The organism is Marichromatium sp. PS1 (assembly GCF_041155115.1).
Classification (GTDB): domain Bacteria; phylum Pseudomonadota; class Gammaproteobacteria; order Chromatiales; family Chromatiaceae; genus Marichromatium; species Marichromatium gracile.
Genome location: NZ_BAAFHB010000002.1, coordinates 631,708 through 653,706 on the forward strand (window position 1 = coordinate 631,708; position 21,999 = coordinate 653,706).

General features: G+C 65.8%; 15 protein-coding genes. 7 read left to right on the top strand and 8 right to left on the bottom strand.

Going from position 1 to position 21,999, the window contains the following annotated elements:
- Positions 1 to 8: 8 nt before the first annotated feature.
- From ACAM26_RS04100 to ACAM26_RS04135, 8 genes are all read right to left on the bottom strand, one after another.
- Complete coding sequence (locus ACAM26_RS04100; RefSeq protein ID WP_123142325.1) at positions 9 to 1,337, bottom strand: HlyD family type I secretion periplasmic adaptor subunit; 1,329 nt, start codon at positions 1,335 to 1,337, stop codon at positions 9 to 11.
- Between the two features lie 79 nt (positions 1,338 to 1,416).
- On the bottom strand, positions 1,417 to 3,144 hold the full coding sequence (locus tag ACAM26_RS04105) for a type I secretion system permease/ATPase (RefSeq protein WP_369613164.1): 1,728 nt from the start codon (positions 3,142 to 3,144) through the stop codon (positions 1,417 to 1,419).
- A 132-nt stretch (positions 3,145 to 3,276) separates the two neighbouring features.
- Positions 3,277 to 4,071: a SapC family protein gene (locus tag ACAM26_RS04110; RefSeq protein WP_369613165.1), complete on the bottom strand. Its 795-nt coding sequence runs from the start codon at positions 4,069 to 4,071 to the stop codon at positions 3,277 to 3,279.
- 189 nt (positions 4,072 to 4,260) lie between these two features.
- Positions 4,261 to 5,463, bottom strand: coding sequence for a trypsin-like serine protease (locus ACAM26_RS04115; protein ID WP_123142875.1), 1,203 nt, complete (start codon positions 5,461 to 5,463; stop codon positions 4,261 to 4,263).
- A 152-nt stretch (positions 5,464 to 5,615) separates the two neighbouring features.
- Positions 5,616 to 8,384, bottom strand: coding sequence for a beta strand repeat-containing protein (locus ACAM26_RS04120; RefSeq protein WP_369613166.1), 2,769 nt, complete (start codon positions 8,382 to 8,384; stop codon positions 5,616 to 5,618).
- A 458-nt stretch (positions 8,385 to 8,842) separates the two neighbouring features.
- On the bottom strand, positions 8,843 to 9,604 hold the full coding sequence (locus ACAM26_RS04125; protein WP_369613167.1) for a conserved phage C-terminal domain-containing protein: 762 nt from the start codon (positions 9,602 to 9,604) through the stop codon (positions 8,843 to 8,845).
- A 437-nt stretch (positions 9,605 to 10,041) separates the two neighbouring features.
- Positions 10,042 to 11,190 (bottom strand): transposase, encoded by a 1,149-nt coding sequence (locus ACAM26_RS04130; protein WP_369613168.1) that lies wholly within the window; start codon positions 11,188 to 11,190, stop codon positions 10,042 to 10,044.
- A gap of 488 nt (positions 11,191 to 11,678) precedes the next feature.
- Positions 11,679 to 14,006, bottom strand: a complete 2,328-nt coding sequence (locus ACAM26_RS04135; protein WP_369613169.1) for a beta strand repeat-containing protein — start codon at positions 14,004 to 14,006, stop codon at positions 11,679 to 11,681.
- 467 nt (positions 14,007 to 14,473) lie between these two features.
- On the opposite strand from ACAM26_RS04135, the gene ACAM26_RS04140 reads away from it, so the two are divergent.
- From ACAM26_RS04140 to ACAM26_RS04170, 7 genes are all read left to right on the top strand, one after another.
- On the top strand, positions 14,474 to 15,310 hold the full coding sequence (locus tag ACAM26_RS04140; protein ID WP_123139260.1) for an ABC transporter permease: 837 nt from the start codon (positions 14,474 to 14,476) through the stop codon (positions 15,308 to 15,310).
- Positions 15,300 to 16,646 carry an ABC transporter ATP-binding protein gene (locus tag ACAM26_RS04145; RefSeq protein WP_369613170.1) on the top strand — a complete coding sequence of 449 codons (1,347 nt, stop codon included), beginning with the start codon at positions 15,300 to 15,302 and terminating at the stop codon, positions 16,644 to 16,646. The genes ACAM26_RS04140 and ACAM26_RS04145 overlap by 11 nt, the downstream gene beginning before the upstream one ends.
- 133 nt (positions 16,647 to 16,779) lie before the next feature.
- Complete coding sequence (locus tag ACAM26_RS04150; RefSeq protein WP_062274952.1) at positions 16,780 to 17,907, top strand: DegT/DnrJ/EryC1/StrS aminotransferase family protein; 1,128 nt, start codon at positions 16,780 to 16,782, stop codon at positions 17,905 to 17,907.
- A complete protein-coding gene (locus tag ACAM26_RS04155; RefSeq protein ID WP_234526893.1) occupies positions 17,894 to 18,466 on the top strand; it encodes an acyltransferase in 573 nt (190 codons plus the stop codon). The genes ACAM26_RS04150 and ACAM26_RS04155 overlap by 14 nt, the downstream gene beginning before the upstream one ends.
- A gap of 69 nt (positions 18,467 to 18,535) precedes the next feature.
- Positions 18,536 to 19,750: a glycosyltransferase family 2 protein gene (locus tag ACAM26_RS04160; protein WP_369613171.1), complete on the top strand. Its 1,215-nt coding sequence runs from the start codon at positions 18,536 to 18,538 to the stop codon at positions 19,748 to 19,750.
- Between the two features lie 31 nt (positions 19,751 to 19,781).
- Complete coding sequence (locus tag ACAM26_RS04165) at positions 19,782 to 20,816, top strand: glycosyltransferase (RefSeq protein WP_123139263.1); 1,035 nt, start codon at positions 19,782 to 19,784, stop codon at positions 20,814 to 20,816.
- The gene (locus tag ACAM26_RS04170) at positions 20,813 to 21,997 is read left to right on the top strand and encodes a glycosyl transferase (RefSeq protein ID WP_123142882.1); all 1,185 of its coding nucleotides are present in this window, start codon (positions 20,813 to 20,815) and stop codon (positions 21,995 to 21,997) included. The genes ACAM26_RS04165 and ACAM26_RS04170 overlap by 4 nt, the downstream gene beginning before the upstream one ends.
- Positions 21,998 to 21,999: the final 2 nt, after the last annotated feature.

Below are 21,999 nucleotides of genomic sequence, written 5' to 3' on the forward strand. Positions count from 1 at the left end.
GCGGATGATTATTCCTCGCGCATCGAACGCGCCAGGGCATCCTTGAGCGGGCGCAGCAGATAGTCGAGGAAGGTGCGCTCGCCGGTGACGATCATCGCCTCGGCGGGCATGCCCGGCAGCAGCTTGAGGTCGCCGAGACGCTGGCTCTGGTCCTCGGGGATCTCGATGCGGGCGAGGAAGTAGGGATGGCCGTTCTGCTCGTCGATCAGGCGGTCGCCCGAGACCGTGACCACCTGCCCGGTGAGGGTCGGGGTGGTGCGGAAGTTGAAGGCGGTGAAGCGGACCTGTGCCTCCAGCCCCGGGAACACCTTGTCGATGTCCTGCGGCGTGACCTGGGCGTCGATCACCAGCAGGTCATTGTCGGGGACGATGTCCATCACCCGCTCGCCGGGCGAGATCACCGCGCCGAGGGTGTGCACCTGCAGCCCCACCACCTTGCCCGAGACCGGCGCGCGGATCTGGGTGCGGCGCACCCGGTCGGCGAGCGCGCGGTGGCGCTGCTGGGCGTCGAACAGGCGCTCCTGCGCCGAGCTCAGCTCGGTGACCACGTCGCGCAGGAACTCGCGCCACGCCTGGTCGATCTGCAGCTGGGTCTCGTCGATCTGCAGCGTGGCGCTGGCGCGCTGCGAGCGCACCGCGGCGAGATCGCCCTCGACCTCGGCCTGATCGCGCTCGAGCGCGAGCATCCGCACCTTGTCGCCCATGCCGTCCTTGTAGAGTGCGCGCAGCCCCTTGAGCTCGTCCTCGTAGAGCGCCATGCGCTTCTCGAACTTGCGCTCCTGCTCGGAGAACCCGTTGACCTGCTCACGCAGCTGCTCGATGCGCTGCTCCATCACCCCGACGCGGCCATCGAGGTCGTCGCGGCGGGCGATGAAGACCTGATGCTGGGTCTCCATGAACTCCTGCAGCCGGGAGTCGTGCTCGGCCTGCTCGATCAGCTCTTCGGGGAAGGCGATCGCCTCGTTGCGATCGCGCTCGGCCTGCAGTCGCGCCTCGAGCGCGAGCAGGGCGCCGAGCTCGCTGCGTACCGCTTCGAGCTGGGAGGAGAACTGGGTGTCGTCGAGCCGCACCAGCAGGTCGCCGGCCTCGACCAGATCGCCCTCGGTGATCAGCAGTTCGCTGACGATGCCGCCCTCGAGGTGCTGCACCGCCTGACGGTAGGACTCCACCGTCACCACGCCCGGCGCCACCGCGGCGCTGTCGAGCATCGCCATCGCCGACCAGCTCCCGAAGCCGCCGAACATCACGAGAATGACACTGATGCCGAACCAGCGTATGCGCTGATCCTGGATGCTGGCCTGCGGGGCCTGGGTGGTCGAATCGGATGCTTGCGACACGTCGGGTCACCTGTCAGTGGGAGGGTGGGGTAGAGCGGGGCATGGCGCGGGCGGCTGCCCGCGCCGGTCGTTTCTCGGATCAGGCGCTGGCGCTGGAGGCCGCGTCCAGCGACGCGGGCTGGACCGAGCGTGGCTTGAGCACGCGCGAGAGCACCTCCAGGCGCGGACCATAGGCCTCGATGCGGCCGTCCTTGATCACCAGTACCTTGTCGACCGCCTTGAGCACGCTCGGGCGATGCGAGATCAGTACCACGGTGGCGTGGGTGGCGCGCAGGTTGTCGATCGCCTCGAGCAGCGCCGCCTCGCCGCGGTCGTCGAGGTTGGAGTTGGGCTCGTCGAGGATCACCAGCTTGGGGTTCTTGTAGAGCGCGCGGGCGAGCCCGATGCGCTGGCGCTGACCGCCGGAGAGCATCACGCCGCCGCCGCCGAGCCGGGTGTCGTAGCCGTTGGGCAGTTGCGCGATCAGCTCGTGCACCCCGGCGCGTTGCGCCGCGGCCACCACCTCGGTGTCCTCGATCTCGCCGAAGCGGGCGATGTTCTCGGCCACGGTGCCGTCGAACAGCTCGACGTCCTGCGGCAGATAGCCGATGTGCGGACCGAGCTCGTCACGGTTGTAGAGCGCCAGATCGGCGCCGTCGAGCCGCACCGCGCCCGAGGCCAGGGGCCAGATGCCGAGCATCACCCGCGCCAGGGTCGACTTGCCCGCCGCCGAGGGGCCGATCATGCCGACCACGTCGCCGGCGGCGATCTCCAGCGAGATACCGCGCAGCACCGGCTTGCGCGCGCCGGGGGGCGCGGCCACCACGCCCTCGAGCTGGAGCGCGCCGGTCGGCGCCGGCAGGCTGATGTGACGGCTGCCCGGCGGGATCTCGGTGAGCAGCTTCTGCAGCCGGCCATAGCTGGCGCGGGCGTTCACGAAGCCCTTCCAGGAGCCGATCATCTGATCGACCGGGGCCAGCGCGCGGCCCATCATGATCGAGGCGGCGATCATCACGCCGGGGGTGATCGACTGCTGGATCGCCAGCCAGGCGCCGGCGCCGAGGATCAGCGACTGCAGGAACATGCGGAAGGACTTGCTGGTGGCCATCAGCAGCGCCGCCTCCTCGCTCGCGCGCGCCTGCCAGCCGATGGTCTGGGCGTGGTGGTCGTGCCAGCGCTGCTGGATCTGCGGGCGCATGCCCAGCGCCTCGATCACCTCGACGTTGCGCAGCTTGGCGTTGAGCACGTGCTGCTCGCGGATTGCCTGGTTGGAGGCGGCCATCAGCGGCTTGCGGGTGCGGAACTCGTTGAGGAAGGCCAGCGCGATGAGGATCAGCGCGCCGCCGAGCGCGATCACCCCGAGCAGCGGGTGGAACATGAAGATGACCACCATGTAGACCGGGATCCAGGGCGCATCGAAGAAGCCGAACAGCCCGTTGCCGGTCATGAACTGGCGAAAGCCGCCGAGATCGCTGATCGGCTGGGCGCTGCCCTGGCCGGGCTGGCGCGCGGCGACATCCATGGTGGCGTCGAACACCCGCTGGCTGAGCACCCCGTCGAGCCGGGCGCCGACGCGGATCAGCACCATCGAGCGCACCCATTCGAGCAGCCCCATGGTGAGCATCAGGAAGGCGACCAGCACGGTCAGCGCCATCAGCGTCGAGACGCTCGACGAGGCCAGCACCCGGTCGTAGATCTGCAGCATGTACAGCGGCGGGACCAGCATCAGCAAGTTAATGAACAGGCTGAAGAAACCGGCACCGTAGAAGGAGCTGCGGCAGATCGCCATTGCTTCCTTGAGGGTCTTCGCGGGCTGCAGTTCGGCCATGGGGATTCCTCGATTGATCAACGGGCAATTTTAGCACAGGGCGTGCCTCGCCCGTGTCCGCGCCACCGCGGCGGGGACCTGCCGGGCGGCGCGCGATCTTCTTGTCGGGTCAAGCGGTTGGCGGTGTCGGGATCAGCGTGTCAGCGCGTCCCAGTCGAACTCGAAGCTCTCCTCCTCGGGCTGGTCGAGCATCGCCCGCGCCTGCCTGGCCGCGGCCTCGTCGTGTTGGGCGTGGGCCTTGGCGAGCAGGCCGAGTCGTTGCAGGTGCTGCATCGAGAGCAGCTGGCAGTAGGCCATCGACAGCGCGCCGCTGGCGCGCAGTCCGGCGAGGGTCTCGGCGTCGAGCTGATTGAGCGCGGCCTCGTCGATACGCAACAGCCCCTCGATCTCGCGCTCACCCTCGTCGCCCTGGACCTTGATCGGCCAGGGCGCGATCACCCCGGCCTCGGCCAGCGCGGCGCAGGCGCGTGCGGTGGTCTGGCGGTTGGTCTCGACCTGCTGGAGGAACTCGAGCACCTTGGTGATCGCCGCCGAGGGCTTGCCCTCGTCGTCGAACAGCGCTTCGTCCTCGGGGTCATCGGTGAGCAGGCCGCTGTCCTCGTCGATGCACAGCACCAGCTGGTCGCCCTCGGTGCGCACCAGGCGGAAGGGGTAGCCGCGCAGCGCCGCCGGGATGTAGCCGCCGCCGACCCAGCGGCCCTCCTGGGTCACGCACAGGTTGCGGCCGGGGGCGAGCCCCAGCACCGCGCTCAGCGCGAAGCCCTCGCCCTGGCGCACGAAGGCCAGCGGCAGGCTCATGGTCGCCTTGGGCAGCTCGGCGGCCACCACATCGACCAGCGCCGCGCCCCGGGCGAAGGCATAGGAGTCATAGCGTTTCCAGCGCCGAGCGGCGTGGCGCTCGCGTGACAAGGCAGCGATCTTGGGCATGGATTCGACCTCGGATGAAGATGGGGGCTGGGTGGCGCGTGGCCGAGGGCGCGGCTGGAGCGGGGATCGGGCGCGCCGATCCCGGGCGTCGCCGACCGGCGCGTCGGTCCTGGCGCACGGGCGTTCGAGTCAGGCGATCATGATAACGCGGATGGCGCGATCGCTGCAGGTCGGCGCGACGGCGCGGCCTCAGCCCCACCAGTCGTCGTCGACGATGATGCGCGTGGCGCTCAGCTGGGTGACGCCGGCGCCGAAGTCGGCGCCGACCGGGTTGAAGACATCGAGAAAGAAGGTCTCGGCCTCTTCCGGGGTGGTGTCGCCGATCACCTCGACGGCGATCACCGCCTGATCCTCGCCGGGATAGAGCACCAGGGTCTCGCTCACCGGCAGATAGTCCTGGCCGGCGACCGCGGTGCCGTCGCGGGTGGCGTAGTCGACGCTCAGCCAGGCCTCGGGGCCGCTGCGGGTGCCGTTGAACTCCAGCAGGAAATAGGCGTGACTGGTACCGCTGTCGCCCTCCTGGACCAGCGGCGAGACCTCGGTCGCGTTGCTCGGCGCGTCGGTGTAATTGGCGCGCAGGCTCAGGTCGATCCATTGCTGATAGTGGCTCACCCGCTGCCAGGAGGCGATCTCGCCGAAGCTGCTGTTGACCTGGTTGTCGACATCGGGCTGGGTGAGCCAGGTGTTGATGCTGGCGGTATAGCTGGCGATCCCGGCGACGCGCCCGTCGACGAAGGCCGGTCCGCCGCTGTCGCCGGGCGAGATCAGCCCCTCGTTCACGCCGATGCCGAGATGGTCGAGATCGAGCAGCTGACCGAGCGCGTCGTGTCGGCTGCTGCCGTCGTCGAAGTCGGCGATCAGCTGGGTGCCGCTGGCCGGCTCCCAAGTGAGGATGCGACCGAAGCGCGCGTCCAGGGTCTCGATCCCGGCATCGAAGGTGTTGAACGCCATCAGTCGCAACGACTCGCCGGAATAGGAATCGATGGTCCCGTTCGCGCCGGTGCCGGGGGTGCCGTAGCCGACCAGGGTCAACACCTGCCCGATCTCGTCGGGGCTGCGATAGAGGCCGTAGCGCTCGGCCGTGACCGGGGCCGACTGGTCGAGCCAGACCAACGCCAGATCGTGGTTGCCGTTGACCGGGTCGTAGTCGGGGTGGAGCGTCACCCGGCTCGCCGTCAGCGTCTCGCTGCCGGCGGTGGTCTCGAAGGTGACGCTGGCCGAGGTCACGCCGGGATCGAACAGGTGCGCGGCGGTGAGCACCGCCTGCCCGTCGGATAACAGTACGCCGGTGCCGTAATAGCCGCCGGCGCTGACCTTGACCACGCCGTCGTAGCCGAGGCCGGGGACGGCTCGATGAGTGGAATCGTTCGCGCGGGTGACGGTGCTGACCATGGCGGGGCTTCGCTACGGGGATGAATGGACGATATGACCACGCGCGCTCGCGCCTGGTTCATCTCGGGAGTGTAGCTCGGTCGCCGTCTTCGGTGGCCGGATCGTGCGCGACGCCCCGCAACTCGGGGCGCCGTCGCAGGCGCGGGCTGTCGTCAGATGACGTGGAAGTTGTAGGTGGTCAGGTTGGCGACGTCGGCCTGGGTGATGTCGACCACGCCCAGCAGGGTGACCTCGGTGCCGCTGCCGTCGTTGGCGCCATTGCTGTCGTAGTACAGCTCCGTCTGGATGGTGCTGGTGTTGTAGGCGACCACCACGGCGCCGCCGGTGACCCCGCTCTGGTTGGCCAGCATGGTCTCGATATCCGCGATCCCTGTGATGGTGTTGGTGGCGACGATGACATTGCCCGTCACCTGATCGGCGCTGCTGATGTCGCCCTTGGCGAAGGTCTCGGTGTCCGTGCCGCTGAGGTCGAGATTGGCGTTGTCATCGAAGGCCAGCACATCGCCACCGTCACCGACATCGAACCCGGTGATGGTGTTGCCGCCATCGGCGGTGTGGTCGAACAGCACGGAGAAGGTGCCGGTGCCGAAGGCGATGGTGTCGGTGCCGGTCGAGGCGTCAACGATCACGCTCGCGTTCGTCGTGGTGACGTTGGTCAGCGTGATGGTGTCGTCGCCCGAGGTCGTGGCCAGTTGCAGATAGTCGGTGGTGGTGTCGGTGCCGGTCAGCGAGAAGCTCCGGCCGCTGATGTCGGCCGCCTGCCCCTGCCCCTGCATCTGGTGTGTGGTGTCGATGGTGAGGGCGTCGATCTTGGCGAGACCCTGAGCGACCGCGGTCAGCTCCGCGGATGTCATCCCGCTGTCGCTGGCGGTGTTGACGTTGACCGTGGCAGCGTCGGCCGTCTTGGCGCCGAGCAGGTTGCCGATGTCGGTCTCGTCGAGCTCGGTGGTGGAGAGCGCCAGGGTGCCGGTGATGCCGTTGGTGGCGACCTTGGCGATGTTGGTGGATACCGCCGCGAGGTCGGTGCCGTCCATGTTGGTGGCGGTGACCTGCGCGTCCGTGGCCTTGCCGAGCAGGTTGCCGATCACGGTGGCGCTCTGGGTGTCGGTCAGGGTCAGGTTGGTGATGGTGTCGACCTTGGCGATGCCGGTGTTGACCGCACCGAGTTCGGCACCGGTCATGCTGGTGGCATTGACGTTGACCGTGGCGGCATCGGCCGTCTGGGTGCCGAGCAGGTTGTCGATATTAGTCTCGTCGAGCCCGGTGGTGGAGAGCGCCAGGGTGCCGGTGATGCCGTCGGTGGCGACCTTGGCGATGTTGGTGGATACCGCCGCGAGGTCGGTGCCGTCCATGTTGGTGGCGGTGACCTGCGCGTCCGTGGCCTTGCCGAGCAGGTTGCCGATCTCGGTGGCGCTCTGGGTGTCGGTCAGGGTCAGGTTGGTGATGGCGTCGACCTTGGCGATGCCGGTGTTGACCGCATCGAGTTCGGCACCGGTCATGCTGGTGGCATCAATGTTGACCGTGGCGGCGTCGGCCGTCTGGGTGCCGAGCAGGTTGTCGATGTCGGTCTCGTCGAGCTCGGTGGTGGAGAGCGCCAGGGTGCCGGTGATGCCGTCGGTGGCGACCTTGGCGATGTTGGTGGATACCGCCGCGAGGTCGGTGCCGTCCATGTTGGTGGCGGTGACCTGCGCGTCTGTGGCCTTGCCGAGCAGGTTGCCGATCTCGGTGGCGCTCTGGGTGTCGGTCAGGGTCAGGTTGCTGAGTCCGTCGGCGACGAGCTTGGCAGCATTGTCCGACAGCGCCGTGAGCTGCGCCGTGGTGGCGCCGCTGGCGTCGACCTTGGTGGCGCCAGCGGCGAGTTTGGCAGCCAGGCCGGTCACGGCGAAGGTGGCCGCGCTCATCGTCAGCGGCTCCGGGATGCCGGCGGCGGCGAGGTCGGTGAGGTCGGGCTTGGTGCTGGCCTCGTGACCATCGCGGGTGAAGGTCAGTGCGCCTGCGTTCTCGGTGACGGTGATGTCACCGGTCGCCGATCCCGCGAAGGTCAGGGTGATGTTGGGCGAGGTGCCGCTCTCGGTGACGCTGAACGTCGGGGTCGATGGCGTGCCGCCACCGCTGCCCGACTCGTCTGGCGTTTCCGGCGAGCTGGGTTGTTCGAAGGTGTCGGGCAGCTCGATGTCGTCCGGGACCTCGACGCCCTGGGGGACCTGTAGCCTGACGCCCTCGGTGGGGATGAAGTCGACCGGGATCGGGGTGTCGGCGGCAGGTGTCCAGCCCTCGGGCGGGGTGAACGCGGGCAGGAAGGGCGCGACCTCGTTGACCCGCGCGAGCGCGGCCGCGGCGTTGCCGGAGGCCACCGCGGCCTGGAATTCGGGGTCGTTGGCGAAGTCCGCGAGATTCAGACCGTTGCCGAGATCACGCCCTTCCGCGAAGCCGTAGGTGAACAGGTGCTCGGCGATGCCGATCTGTCCGGCCTCGGCCTGCGCCAGCACATCGGGGTTGGCCCGGGCATAGGCCTGCAGATCGATGCCGGGGGCGGGGGCGCGAAGCTCGCCGTTGCCCTGGCCGTGGTCGAAGAAGTGCGCGAAGGGTGTCAGCGTGCCCGCCGTCACGGCGCTGTCGACATCCGGGTTCTGCTCCAGATAGAAGGCTGGATCGAACAGCGGCGAGGGTTGGCGCTGTTCCTGCGCGCCGTAGGTGACGAAATGGTCGTAAGCGGTGGTGCTGCCATTGGCGACCGCCTCGGCAACATCCGGGTTCTGCTGCAGATAGAAGTCGAGATCGACGAAGGCGTTGGGGTTGCGTCCCTCGAAACGTCCGTATTGCTCGAAATGTTCCTCAGCGGTGAAGGTGCCGGCCTGTACGCTCGCCGCGACATCCGGGTTGTTGCGCAAGTAAAAGTCTTCGTCGAAAAACCTAACCATCTGCGATCTCTCCATCGTGCGCGTCATCGTGCGCACCGGGGTTCGGGACAATCCTCCCCGCCGTGATGGTCGGGGAGGAGATCGAGCCGTCCGGACTCGAGGACCGATACGCCGCTGTCGACCAACCCCTGTCGATCGGGGCGGTCACAAAGGCGCAAATGCCGGAGCCAGTCGAACACGTCCGATGACGGATGTCGATCGATGGGGAATGACTGTGGACGATTTCTTGTCGTCCTGAGGTGCTGTTCGCTGTTTCGGGCGCGTGTTGGACACGCAAGGGCGAGTGCGCGGTGCGATCTCGCCGGGGAAGGGGGTGATGTCGTTTCAGCATCCGCGCATGGGTAACTGGGTGTCCCTTTCTACTCGAGCCTTCCGTTAACTGGGTGTCCCTTTCTTCTTTCCAGCAGGGTTTTCGTACAAAACGTAGCCCCTCCTAGCCCGGTAAGTGGGTGTCCTTTTCAGGAGCGATTCGGCCCGAGGATATGGCGCATCGCATCGAGATGGCGCCGTACCTTGCCCGGCGCGGTCGGCGGGCGCGTGGTGCGGTCGGGGTCGCGCGGGGGCTCGGGTGACGGTGGGGGAGGGGGCGAGGCCGGTCGTCCGCGCTGGTGCAGCTCGGAGAGATAGCCCTCGAGCCGGGACGGGGTGAACAGCGTCGATGGGCGCAGATAACGCGCCTGCTCGGTGCGGCCCCACTGGGCGGTCTTCAGGTCGACCACGGCGCACAGCGTCTCCGGGGCGTGTCGTCGCAGCGCGCGGCGCAGGATGCGGTAGGTCGCGGTGCCCGGCGCGTCGGGGAAGCAGGCGTTGGCCGCGCGGTTGAGGTGGGCGACGACCCGCGCGATGGCGGCGTCATCGACGGGACGCGGCTCGGCCTGCTGTCTGGGCGCAGGGTTGGGCGCGCGCAGCGGCGCGAGCCGGGGTGGGTCGCGCCGCAGGATCGCCCGATAACGATTCGCCCGTCTGGCATCGCCGCGCTCGACCTGCAGCAGCTGTAGCTCGACCATGCGGCGGATGGCGCGCTTGACCGAGCTGTAGGAGGTGTTCGACACCCGCGCGAGCGTACGCAGCGACGGCCAGGCGACGCCGGAGTGCGAATTGATGTGCAGCGACAGACTGGTGGCGATGCGGCTGGCGGTATGGCTCAGCCTCGGCTCGGACAGCACGCGGCGCTGCCAGGCCAGGATCTCCACCGGCGAGGTGGCGAACTGAATGGACATTCGGCAATCTCCAGCATACGGAAACGGAGACCACCGACTGGATTGAGAGGGATCGCGAACGGGCAGTACGGCACACGCCAGCCCCTGGGGGACTTTGCTAGAATACCGCCGGCCACTGGTGCGCTCGACTCTTGTGCAGTCGGGGCTTTACGCGGTCAGGTGCGCCAACACCCCCGCGACGGTGGCCATCCTACCCTCGCCCAGTCCGGCTTGTCGAGCCTCCCCATCTCCGCGCCAACCCTTGGCGTCTCCCGCATTCGCCGTATCTCCGCCCGTTCATCGTCCCACCCCGAGGGGGCCACGGGGGAGCGATCATTCGTGCCTTCGGATTCGTCCGTTCAGGGGCCAGCCTGACCCCAGGGGTTGGGGCGCGTTGGACCCAGGGTGGGTTCAGGCTGGGCCCACGAAACGACCCCGGCTGATGGGCGATCGATATGTCAGGCCGTGGCGGCGGCAGCCGTGAAGAACTGCTTGGCGCGTCGCACGCCTCGCAGATAGCGACACTCCCGCTGTGCGGCGAGCGCCGTCATTCGTTCAGGCGCACCGATCGCCGCGCCGAAACCCTTGAGCAGGAAACCCGCGTGCTCGACGAAGCGCTCCGGCGCGATGCCGAGTCGGGCGAGGATGTCGGGCAACTCCGCCGGGATCGCGCCACGCTTGCGTGGATGCAGGGCGCGCCCGAGCGAGTCGACCAGGATCAGGTAATTGTCGAAGGTGAAGGGGATGGTGGCGGGGCATTCGGCGGGGTTGCCGAATGGCATCAGTGGGGCAAGTGGCAGACGGTTGAGGGCGACTTCCCAGAGTTCAGCGCGACGTGCGTCTGCCGTGGGCTCCGTGTCTTCGGTCTCTGGCGGCGTCGATGCTGTCGCTGGGGTGGGCGGTGGATGCGATGAGCCTTGCCGGGGCTGTGGTGCCGCTTCTGCTTCATCCCCATCCCCTTGCAAGTCGGCGATCCGCGCCGCAATCCCGGTGTGCGCGCTCGCCTCCGGCGTCTCCGCGATCCCGGCGCGGATCGGGTTGAGATCGACATAGGCCATCACCGCCAGCAGCGCCGTCTCGTCGAGGATCGCCTGCGAACGAAAGCGTCCCTCCCAGAACCGCCCGCGCACCCCGTCCTCCCGATTCGCCGCCCGCGCGATCGATTCGTTCAACACCCGCATGAACCACGAGAGATCCACCAGCCGCGCCCGATAGGTCGCGACCAGCTCCGCGACACCATCCAGCTCCGCCTCGGTCATCCCCGCCCGCGTCGCAGGCGACAGGAACCGCTCGACCACCACCGGCCCCCGGAACAGACATCGCCAGCGCCGTAACACCTCCTCATCCGACCACTGAGAAGCACGCTCCGCATCGAGCCGCACCACCAGATGCACGTGATTACTCATCACCGCATAGGCCGCGACATCGATCGCGAACACCCCGGCGAGCTGACGCAACCGCAACTCCACCCAGCCGCGCCGATGCTCGAAGCTCCGTCCGGTCAACCGATCGAAGCCACAGAGATAGGCCCGCCGCACGCAGCGCGTGACGAGGTGGTACCAAGGCGTATCAGAGAGTGAGACGAGCGAGGCGCGGGGACGAGTCATGAGGTCTCTCCGCGAGGGGTGATGAAAGGAAGGTAGGAGAGGCGGGGAGGGAAGTCAAAGGTAAGTGGGTGTCCTTTTCTTCCGCCGCGAGGGGTGATGAAGGGAAGGTAGGAGAGGTGGGGAAGGAAGTCAAAGGTAAGTGGGTGTCCTTTTCTTCCTCTCAAGCCACAGAGATAGGCCCGCCGTACGCAGCGCGTGACGAGGTGGTACCAAGGCGTATCAGAGAGTGAGACGAGCGAGGCGCGGGGACGAGTCATGAGGTCTCTCCGCGAGGGGTGATGAAGGGAAGGTAGGAGAGGTGGGGAAGGAAGTCAAAGGTAAGTGGGTGTCCTTTTCTTCCTGGGTGTCCTTTTCTTTTTGCTTTTCTTTTTGCGTTTGCAAAAAAAACGCCCCCGGTTTTCCGAGGGCGGTTTTTAATCAAGCATCAAGCGTTAGTGCAGACGTTGGGTTGCCGTTGGCAACCCAACCTAAGCCGCTTAGGAGAGGGGTTAAGCGAAGGTGAAGTCGGCCAAGACGGGAATAGTGCCACCAGTTAGGCCGGTCAACTCAATGGCCAAGTCGCCGTCATTGAAGCTGCCGTTCTGGTCGGCGTCGACATAGACCCAGGTGTCGGCGGTGTCGTCAACAATTACGACCGCTCGCTGGTCACCACCCGCACCGAAGAAGTTCTCGGCCTTGCCTGCTGCTATTTCGCCGGTAGCCGCGTTAATGTCAGCTGCGGCACCAGTCTTGAGCGACGAAGTAAGCACGCCGCTGAAGCCAAAGGCCGAAAGATCAATCTTGTCTTCAGTAGTGACGAAGTTGGCGATGGTGTCAAACTGGTTGGCACCGCTGATCACGCCAGTATTGGATTCACCCGCGCCAGAATAGACCAGGTGCTCTGTTTCGGCACCACCAGCAGTCAATGTAATAGCATCACCACCTGCGGCACCGGTGATGATGAAGTCACCGCCTGCAGTGGTAGAGCCAGTCAAGTCCAGCGTGTCATTTCCCGAACCCAGCTTAAAGGCTACACCGTTAGTTGCAGTGAAAGCAGTGCCGCCAGCGGTGGTTGCAGAAACGCTCTGGGTTGCTTCAGAAGCATCAAACAAGACCAACGATTGAGCGTTCAGGTCCGTAATGGTCAGGCCAGCGTTGCCGTTGGCAACGTTGATGGTCAGTGCTTCATCGGCGGTCAGGTCGCTGATGGTATGTGTCACAGCGCCAGTCGCAGTGGCCTTGTCAGCTGTCAGCGTTACAGTCTCGATATCATTGATATCCAGAGTGCTGCCAGTGGTGATGGCGGTAGCGCCTTTAACCAGAACATCAATAGTGTCGTTAGGGCTGCCTGCGCCAGCATCTTTGACGTTGATGTTCAGGGTGTTACCGAGAGCCGCGTTAATTTCAACGCCGGCACCCTTCGCCAAGTTATTAACGGTAACAGCATTGCCTGCTACAGTTGCAGCACCCACCTTGAGTGTAGTAATGCCGTCCAGCTTGGAGACATCAAAAGCTGCCGCTGTACCACCAGCTCCACGGATATCCAAAGTCTCGAAGCCGGACACAGACAGGTTGTTAACCAGCGTGGCACCAGCGTTGACGCCAATGATGTCAGTACCTTCACCACCTTCCAGAGTGTCGTTGGTGGTCAAGGAATTGCCGAGATAGAAGGTGTCGTCGCCAGTACCGCCTGTGGCTGTGACATTACCTGTGGCGGACAGATCGAAGCTGACACCACCCGTGTTGCTAGACGCATCAACTGTAGCCACGGTCGCCGCCAGAGCTGCAGTGACAGTAAGGGAGCCTTCACCGCTTGCGTTAACGGTCGTGGTTGCGTTGAGAGCGGCACCACCAGTATCACGCAGGTTCGTGATCACCGAGGCGCCAGTTGCAGAGAAGTTGAGCGTCTCGAACTCATTCGCCGCAGTCATGCCGCCAACGTCCAAGTTGGTGATCGTTGCACCATCCAGAGCAATCGACAGAGCATCGGCGTTTCCGGCTGCAAGGCTGTCTTTGAAGCCCACGTTGTAGGTGCTAGCCCCAGTGATCTCGCCTTTGACGCCAACCGCGGCAGCTTCCTGTACGTTGGTGACAGTCACGCCAGTAGTATCAGTCGAGCGGTCGTTCCAGATTTCCGTAACGCCGGTCGCGTTTACCATATTGACAGTCGTACCACCAGCAGTTGTCGCGCCTTGAATAAAGACCTGCTCGACGCTCGTCATGTTCGGCGTGACGCTAACGGCTGCTGTACCATCGGAGAAGAAGTTCAGACGGTCGGTGCCGCCTCCACCGTTGATGACGTCTGCAGCACCGAGAGTGTTAGCGCCGGCAGCCGAACCTGCGCCACCGATGACGGTGTCGTCGCCATTGGTGCCTTGAATGTTATCGATTGCCGTAGTCAGCGTGAACGTCTCCCCACTCGTCGGCGTCTCAGACCCACCCGAGGCACGCCCCTCAGCCGCACCATAGAGCACGAAGTGCTGGTAACCACTGGTGAAGGTGCCGGCGTCGACGGCGGCCTGGACATCAGGGTTGTCCGCGAGGTAGGTGGCCTCGTTGAAGGTGTCGGCGCCGGGCTGACGGCCCTCGGTGGCACCGTACATCTCGAAGTGCTCCAGCGCGCTGGAGAAGACGCCGGCCTGCACGGCGGCGAGCACGTCCGGGTTCTGGGTGTAGTAGCCGGTCGGCTCGAAGTAGGGGTTGGGCTGGCGACCCTCGGCCTCGCCGTAAAGGGTGTAGTGCTGCTCGGCACTGGTGAAGACACCCTGGAGGACGGCCTGAAGGACGTCGGGGTTCTGCTGCAGATAGTATTCTTGAACGAAGGTCTGGAGAGCCATGAGTTTTAGTCCTTTACGGTGGGATGTTAGGGTGGTGGGTGAGCCCGAAACTCGGCTAGGCTAACGCAGCCTGACGCTATCAGCAACTCACGCCATGGCGCAAGCACTCGGCCGTCGAGTTGCTGTACCAGAGCGGTTCAGCGCGGGCGGTGGCGCCGACAGGCTTTGGGGCGCCCGACTCCGCTGTGCCGACCTGTACCAGGAACTCATCTTGGTGTCCCCAAAAAGCAACATTGGATACGAGCACTGCTAAATTCTACTCAAGTTTTCCCATAAAACAAGCCTGAAAGTGCGCGACTGACACTATATTGAAACGTGTCTCTTTTTAGCATCACCTCGGGACGACCGCTGGTGGTGTGCAAGATTGTCCCGCCCGCCCCGGATCGCTACACTGAATCCCTTGACTTGCCCTGGCGTGTCCCGCGCGGCCCGCCGTCACCCGCTCACCCGACCTCCCAAAGCTGCCGATGGACTCTCCGTATTCCGATCTATCCACCACCGCGCCGTCGGCCCTGCCGGCGAGTTTGTGGCGCAACCGGGGGCTGGTCCTCCAGTTGGTCCGGCGCGACATCAGCAGTCGCTATCGCGGCTCGTGGCTGGGGCTGGCCTGGTCGGTGCTCAACCCGGTGCTGATGCTGCTGGTCTACAGCTTCGTGTTCTCGGTGGTGTTCAAGGCGCGTTGGGGCGGTCCGGTGGAGGACGGGCATGCGGCCTTCGGTCTGGTGCTGTTCGCCGGGCTGATCGTGCATGCGCTGTTCTCCGAGGTGGCCAATCGCGCGCCGCGGCTGATCCTGGACAATGTCAGTTATGTGAAGCGTGTGGTGTTTCCGCTGGAGGTGCTGCCCTGGGTGGCGCTGGGCTCGGCGCTCTTCCACATGGGCATCAGTCTGGTGGTGCTGCTGGCGGGGCAGTGGCTGCTGACGCAGTCGCTGCCCTGGACCGCGCTGCTGTTGCCGGTGGTGGTCGCTCCGCTGTTGCTGGTGACGCTCGGGTGCGGCTGGTTCCTGGCCGCGACCGGGGTCTATCTGCGCGACATCGGGCAGAGCATCGGTCTGCTGACTACGGTGATGCTGTTTCTGTCGCCGACCTTCTATCCGCTCTCGGCGCTGCCCGAGCTGGGGCAGACGCTGCTGTATCTCAACCCGCTCACGCTGGTGATCGAGGAGAGCCGGCGGGTGTTGCTGTTCGGTCAGTTGCCGCACTGGGGCGGTCTGCTGGTCTATTCGGTCATCAGCGTGATGGTGGCCTGGGGCGGTTTCTGGTGGTTCCAGCGGGCGCGCCGAGGGTTTGCCGATGTCGTCTGAGTCGATGATGATCCGTGCCGAGGGGCTGGGTAAGTGCTATCGGGTGTACGAGCGCCCGGAGGACCGGCTCAAGCAGTCGGTTGTGGCGCGCTGGCGCGGGCTGCGGGGGCAGCCGCCGCCGCAGTATTATCGCGAGTTCTGGGCGCTGCGCGAGGTGTCGCTGGAGCTGCGCCGGGGGGAGACGCTCGGGGTCATCGGGCGCAACGGCTCGGGCAAGTCGACGCTGCTGCAGATGCTCTGCGGTACCCTGGCGCCGACCACCGGGCGGGTGGAGACCGGGGGGCGGATCGCCGCGCTGCTGGAGCTGGGCGCGGGGTTCAACCCGGAGTTCACCGGGCGCGAGAACGTGTATCTCAACGGCAGCGTGCTGGGGCTGACGCAGGCGGAGGTCGACGCGCGTTTCGAGCGCATCGCCGCTTTCGCCGATATCGGCGCCTTCATCGACCAGCCGGTGAAGACCTATTCGAGCGGGATGTACGTTCGTCTGGCCTTTGCGGTGGCGGTGAACGTCGATGCCGACGTGCTGGTGGTCGACGAGGCCCTGGCCGTCGGCGACATGTATTTCCAGGCCAAGTGCATGGCGCACATCCAGCGGTTGATCGACGACGGGGTCAGCCTGCTGTTCGTCAGCCACGATGTGGGCGCGGTCAAGTCGGTGTGCCAGCGCGCGCTCTATCTCGACCGGGGGCAGCCGGTGGCGCTGGGCGAGACCGCCGGGGTGGTGGAGGCCTATTACAGCGCACGCGTACAGGCGGAGCGCGCCGCCAGACCGGCGCCGGAGGCCGCCTCGCCCGAGCTGCCCGCGCAGGATCTGTTCGATCCCGCGGATCTCGAGGCGCAGGCCGAGTTCGCGCGGCGCGCGGCCTTTCAGCGCATCCGCAACGGTCAGGCGGAGTTTCTCGATGTGCGGCTGACGGACCTCGACGGTCAGCCGCTGGAGTGCGTCGAGTTCGGCCAGACGGTGGTGCTGCGCATGCTGTTTCGCGCCAATCAGGCGATCGCGCTGGCCGGCATGGCCTACCATGTGCGCGATCGCACGGGGTATGACATCATCTACTCCGACACCGAGATCGAGTCGCGCCCCATCACCGATCTGCGCGCCGGCCAGGTGGTGCAGACGGATTGGCGCTTTACCGTGCGCTTGCGCGAGGGGGATTACTCGATCGCCGCGATGCTGTCGATCCCGGAGAATCTCGAGATCGCTCAGGTCGATGTGTGTGACTTCGTGCCCATCGCGCTGGCGTTCAAGGTGGTGCGGGGGGAGACCCTGCCGCTGCATGCCGCCTGTCACTGGCAGAACGAGGTGGCACACCGCACGCTCGAGGGCGAGGCTTAGGGGCGCTGTCCGGGGCTGTCGCCGCGACCGCGCGTCGGTCGCCGCGGCCCCGCTTGCCGACGGCCTCTGGTGCGCGCCCGCAGCGTCTGCGAGACATCGGGATCTCTCCGTTAACCTCTGCTGATCGGCACTCATGTCCTCCTCCAGACCCCTCTATGTGACGCAACCCGCCCTTCCGCCGCTGCGGGAGTTCATGCCCTATCTGGAGCAGATCTGGGATGCGCGGATGCTGACCAACGCAGGTCCCTTCCACGCGCGCTTCGAGGCCGCGCTGGGCGAGTACCTGGGGGTCGAGCATCTGGCGCTGTTCGCCAACGGCACGCTGGCGCTGATCACGGCCCTGCAGGCGCTGCGCATCACCGGGGAGGTGATCACCACGCCTTACTCGTTCGTGGCGACGGCGCACTCGCTGTTGTGGAACGGGATCAAGCCGGTGTTCGTCGATGTCGATCCGGTGACGCTGAACCTGGACCCGGCGCGCATTGAGGCGGCGATCACGCCGCAGACCACGGCGATCCTGGCGGTGCACGTCTATGGCCATCCGTGCGATCTGGATGCGATCGAGCGCATCGCCGACACCTACAACCTGAGGGTGATCTATGATGCCGCGCATGCCTTCGGGGCCAGGGTGGGGGGGCGCAGTCTGGTGGATCATGGCGACCTGTCGGTGTTGAGCTTCCACGCCACCAAGGTCTTCAACACCTTCGAGGGCGGGGCGATCATCTGCCCGGACGCGCGCACCAAGCAGCGTATCGATCGGCTGAAGAATTTCGGCTTCGTCGACGAGGTGACGGTGGTGGCCCCCGGCATCAACGGCAAGATGAACGAGTTCTGCGCGGCACTCGGCCTGTTGCAGCTCGAGCACGTCGATGCCGCGCTGGCGCGTCGCGCGGAGCTGGCGCGGATCTATCGCGCGGCCATCGACGAGATCCCCGGACTGCGCTGTCACCCGGACCCGGTGCCGGAGGGGGCGAATCATGCCTATTTCCCGATCATGGTGGAGTCGGCGTACCCCATCGATCGCGATGCCCTGTACCAGCGCTTCAAGGCGCGAGACATCCATGCCCGGCGTTATTTCTATCCGCTGATCTCGGCGTTCCCGATGTACCGGGGGCTGCCATCGGCGCAGCCCGACCTGTTGCCGAACGCGGTGCGCGCGGCCGAACAGGTGCTCTGTCTGCCGCTCTACCCGGATCTCGAGGCGGAGGATCAGGCGCGCGTGATCGCGGTCTTGCGGGAGGCCGGCGATGGCGATGCTTGAGCGTGCCGAGGTCGAGGCGCTGGGGTTCGCCGGCGTCGGTCGTGACGTCGAGATCTCCGAGCGTGCGGTGTTCTATGGCGCATCGCGCATCACCCTGGGCGATGCGGTGCGCATCGATGACTTCTGCGTGGTGTCGGCGGGTGCCGGAGGCATCGCGATCGGCAGCCATGTGCATCTTGCCGTCGGCTGTACCCTGATCGGCGCGGCGCGGATCAGTCTGGAGGACTTCAGCGGTCTGTCCTCGCGGGTGTCGGTGTATTCGAGCAGCGATGATTACTCCGGCGCCGCGCTGACCAATCCGACGGTGCCCGATTGCTATCGGGCCGTTGCCCACGGCGAGGTGAGGCTCGGACGGCATGCGATCGTCGGTGCCGGGAGCGTGATCCTGCCCGGGGTGACGCTGGAGGAGGGCGTGGCGGTCGGCGCGCTCAGTCTGGTCACCAAGCGCTGCGCGGCGTTCGGCGTCTATGCCGGTCGCCCGGCGCGGCGCGTCAAGGAGCGCTCGCGCGAGCTGCTGCGACTGGAGGCGGCGTTGCTTGGCGAGGACGCGCCGCGATAGGACATGGAGTCCTGGCCGCCGCGGGCAGGATAGGCAGGCCTTGGCGCCGAGTACAGAGATGGATCGATCATGAGTAGTCCACGAGTCAGCGTTGTTGTCGCTGCATATAACCATGCCGCCTTTGTGCGTGAATGCATCGAGAGCGTGCAGGCCCAGACCTTCACCGATTGGGAGCTGGTCGTCACCGACGACGGCTCCCATGACGGTACCGCCGATATCCTCCGCGAGCTTGCCGCCTCGGATCGACGCATCCGCTTTCACGGCTTTGCCGTCAATCAGGGGGCCTGCATCGCGGTCAACGATGCCATCGCGCGGGCGCGCGGCGAGTTCGTCGCCGTGCTCAACTCCGATGATCGCTGGCGAGCGGACAAGCTGGCGCTTCAGGTGGCGTTTCTCGAGCGCCACCCCGAGTGCGGCGCGGTGTTTGCCAAGCCGCGCCTGATCGACGAACGCGGCGCGCCCTTCACCGACGCGGGACACAAGGACTATCTGATCTTCGAGGAGGCGAACCGTTCTCGTCAGGCATGGCTGGATCACTTCTTTCATGCCGGAAACTGTCTGTGTCACCCCTCGGTCCTGATCCGGCGCTCATGCTACGACCATGTCGGCTGTTATGACCCGCGTCTGGCCCAGTTGCCCGATCTGGACATGTGGGTGCGGCTCTGCGCGCATTACGAGATCCATATCCTCGACGCGCAGCTGGTCGACTTCCGCATCCTCGACGGCGAGCGCAATGCCAGCGCCGCGCGTCCCGAGGTGCTTGCTCGCGAGCCCTGGGAGCGGTTGCAGGTCTTGCGTCACTATCTGACCGACGGTCTCGACGGTCATGTGTCTCCGCTGCCGCATCCGGCGCAGCCGCAAGACGAGCCGTCGCCGCGCCTGCGCCTGGCCTGGACCGCCCTGGCGATCGGGACGCCGGCTCATCGCGCGCTGGCCCTGGAGATCCTTCATCGGGCGCTTGCGCCCGGCGAGCCCGTGGCCGCGGGCGCCCCGGAACTCTCCGCGTATCTGCGTCTCACCGGCGAGACGGATCTCTTCTGGCAGCGCCATGTTGCCATCTGCCACCAGCTCCAGCGCGACGTCGAGACGCTGCAGGATGTTGTCGCACGTCAGCGCGCCGAGCTGGCGTCGGTCAACCAGGCGCTCGACCTGAGCCAGTCGCGACATGCCTCGGCCGAGGCCGCACTGCGGGACATCCAGTCCTCCCGATCCTGGACCATGACCGCACCGCTGCGCCGGCTGGTGCGGCGGGTGAGCGGCTTGCGGCGAAAGGGGGATGAGTGATGATGACTGCCGTTTTCAACAGAGAGGAATCATGAGCAAGACCCCATCTGTCAGTGTCGTGATTCCGGCCTACCGTCATCAGGCGTTCATCGCCGAGGCCATCGACAGTGTGCTGCGGCAGAGCTTCGATGACCTCGAGCTGATCGTCATCGATGACGGCTCGCCGGATGACACGGCGGCGGTTGCCGAGCGTGCCCTGGCCAATGATCCGCGCGCCCGGCTGCTGCGCCAGGACAACGCCGGTTCGCATGCGACGATCAACCGCGGGCTGTCGATGGCCCGCGGGGAGTGGGTCGCCATCCTGAATTCCGACGACCGCTATCACCCGGATCGTCTCGAGCGTCTGCTCGCGGTGGCGGGGGAGGGGTACGACTTCCTGGTCAGCGATTTGCGCCTGATCGACCAGGACGGGGGCGTCGTGAGCGACCCCGGGCACTGGTTCAATACGATGATCGAAGGGTTCCGTCAGTACGCGAGGGCCGATGGCCCCGTGGCCGGCTTGCTGTACGGCAACTATACGGCCTCGACCTCCAACTTCTTTTTCAGGCGCGCGCTGCTGGATCGCATCGGCGGTCTCAGGGAGTATCGCTATGTCGTCGACTGGGAGTTCGCGCTGCGGGCCGCGCTCGAGGCGCCGGAGCGATTCACCTATCTGATCGACGAGCCCCTGTTCGATTATCGCCTTCACGGCGCCAATACGATTTTGTCGGGCGCGCTGCGCGGTGGCGCGGAGATCGAGCGCATGCAGCGAGGGATACTCCGCGAGCGCTTCGGTGTCCCGCGCGCGCTGCTGGCAGCCATGCACCGCAATCATCGCCATCTGCGTCGCCATTGGCGGGAGCTGGGTGAGCAACGCGTCGAGCGCTTCGTGCGCGATCGCGAGGCTGACGTGGCCCTGCTGCGTGATGCGCTCGACCTGGAGTCGAGCACTCGCCAGCAAGAAGTGGCCTTGCTGAAGGCCAAACTGGCAGAGCGCGAGACGGCCCTGGCCGCGCACAAGGCGGAGTTGGCCGCCATTCATGCCAGCCGTAGTTGGCGTTATACGAGGATTCTGCGTAAAAAATGAAATCATCGCCTCACTGCTTTACCAGCATTACGAGCAACTATCTGCCGAAGGCTCGCGTGCTGGCTTCGTCGATCAAGCGGGTCTGCCCCGATGCTGGTTTCCACTTGATGCTCAGCGACACGCCGCCCAGCGGTTTCGATCTGGCGGCGGAGCCGTTCGATAGTGTGCTGCAGATCGAGGATCTGCCGGTCGCCGATGTCAATGCCTGGGTGTTCAAGCACAGCGTGGTGGAGCTTTGCACCGCAGTGAAAGGCCTGGCGGCACAGGAGATCGCACGACGGCATGATGCGGCGCAGGTCTTCTATTTCGACCCCGACATGGTTGTTTTCGGTGGTCTGGATGAACTCAGCGGCAAGCTTGCCGGGCACAGCGTCGCCCTGACGCCTCACCTGACCGCCCCGGAGGAGGATCTGCAGGGGATTCTCGACAACGAGATCAGTGCCCTGAAGCACGGGATCTACAATCTGGGGTTCGTCGGCGTCAACACCGCCAGCAGCGAGGGACGGCGTTTTCTCGACTGGTGGGCGGCGCGGCTGGTGGACTTCTGTTATGACGATATCCCCAACGGACTGTTCACCGATCAGCGGTGGGTCGATCTGGCGCCCGGCTTCTTCGAGGACGTGCTGATCCTGCGTGATCCTCAATACAATGTCGCAACCTGGAACATCAGCCACCGACAGGCAACGGGGTCGATCGAGGACGGCATCGAGATCAATGGCCAGCCCTTGAGCTTCTATCACTTCTCCGGGTTCGACAGCGGCGCCCAGGAGGCCATGCTGAAGCGTTACGGGAAATCCAGCCCGGTGCTCTTCAAGCTGCGCGACTGGTATATCGAGGAGTGTCGCAAGAACGGTCAGGACGCGCTCGGCAAGCTGCCGTGCAAGTTTGCCTGCTACAGCAACGGGGAGACGATCACCAAGCTGCAGAGGATCGTCTATCGCAACCGTCAGGATCTGCAGGACGCCTTCCCCGATCCATTCGACACCTCAGACCTCCATCAGTCCTATTACGACTGGTTCCGTGTCAATGGTCCGGCACCAACGGACTTCGACGAGCTTCCCGCCGAGGCGCTGCGGGCACAGTTGAGCGAGGCGCTCGATGAGCTGCGTCGCATCAAGCATTCACGTAGCTGGAAGCTGGCCCGTCTGGTGAGTCGAGGTGCCCGGTTGCTCCGGCGCTGATG

What these genes read in the sequence shown, in the direction of transcription:
- ACAM26_RS04155 (WP_234526893.1), top strand. Translation starts at nt 17,894, where the DNA reads ATGGCGATGCTTGAGCGTGCCGAGGTCGAGGCGCTGGGGTTCGCCGGC.
- ACAM26_RS04160 (WP_369613171.1), top strand. Translation starts at nt 18,536, where the DNA reads ATGAGTAGTCCACGAGTCAGCGTTGTTGTCGCTGCATATAACCATGCC.
- ACAM26_RS04150 (WP_062274952.1), top strand. Translation starts at nt 16,780, where the DNA reads ATGTCCTCCTCCAGACCCCTCTATGTGACGCAACCCGCCCTTCCGCCG.
- ACAM26_RS04165 (WP_123139263.1), top strand. Translation starts at nt 19,782, where the DNA reads ATGAGCAAGACCCCATCTGTCAGTGTCGTGATTCCGGCCTACCGTCAT.
- ACAM26_RS04125 (WP_369613167.1), bottom strand. Translation starts at nt 9,604, where the DNA reads ATGTCCATTCAGTTCGCCACCTCGCCGGTGGAGATCCTGGCCTGGCAG.
- ACAM26_RS04140 (WP_123139260.1), top strand. Translation starts at nt 14,474, where the DNA reads ATGGACTCTCCGTATTCCGATCTATCCACCACCGCGCCGTCGGCCCTG.
- ACAM26_RS04130 (WP_369613168.1), bottom strand. Translation starts at nt 11,190, where the DNA reads ATGACTCGTCCCCGCGCCTCGCTCGTCTCACTCTCTGATACGCCTTGG.
- ACAM26_RS04170 (WP_123142882.1), top strand. Translation starts at nt 20,813, where the DNA reads ATGAAATCATCGCCTCACTGCTTTACCAGCATTACGAGCAACTATCTG.
- ACAM26_RS04145 (WP_369613170.1), top strand. Translation starts at nt 15,300, where the DNA reads ATGTCGTCTGAGTCGATGATGATCCGTGCCGAGGGGCTGGGTAAGTGC.
- ACAM26_RS04105 (WP_369613164.1), bottom strand. Translation starts at nt 3,144, where the DNA reads ATGGCCGAACTGCAGCCCGCGAAGACCCTCAAGGAAGCAATGGCGATC.
- ACAM26_RS04110 (WP_369613165.1), bottom strand. Translation starts at nt 4,071, where the DNA reads ATGCCCAAGATCGCTGCCTTGTCACGCGAGCGCCACGCCGCTCGGCGC.
- ACAM26_RS04115 (WP_123142875.1), bottom strand. Translation starts at nt 5,463, where the DNA reads ATGGTCAGCACCGTCACCCGCGCGAACGATTCCACTCATCGAGCCGTC.
- ACAM26_RS04135 (WP_369613169.1), bottom strand. Translation starts at nt 14,006, where the DNA reads ATGGCTCTCCAGACCTTCGTTCAAGAATACTATCTGCAGCAGAACCCC.
- ACAM26_RS04120 (WP_369613166.1), bottom strand. Translation starts at nt 8,384, where the DNA reads ATGGTTAGGTTTTTCGACGAAGACTTTTACTTGCGCAACAACCCGGAT.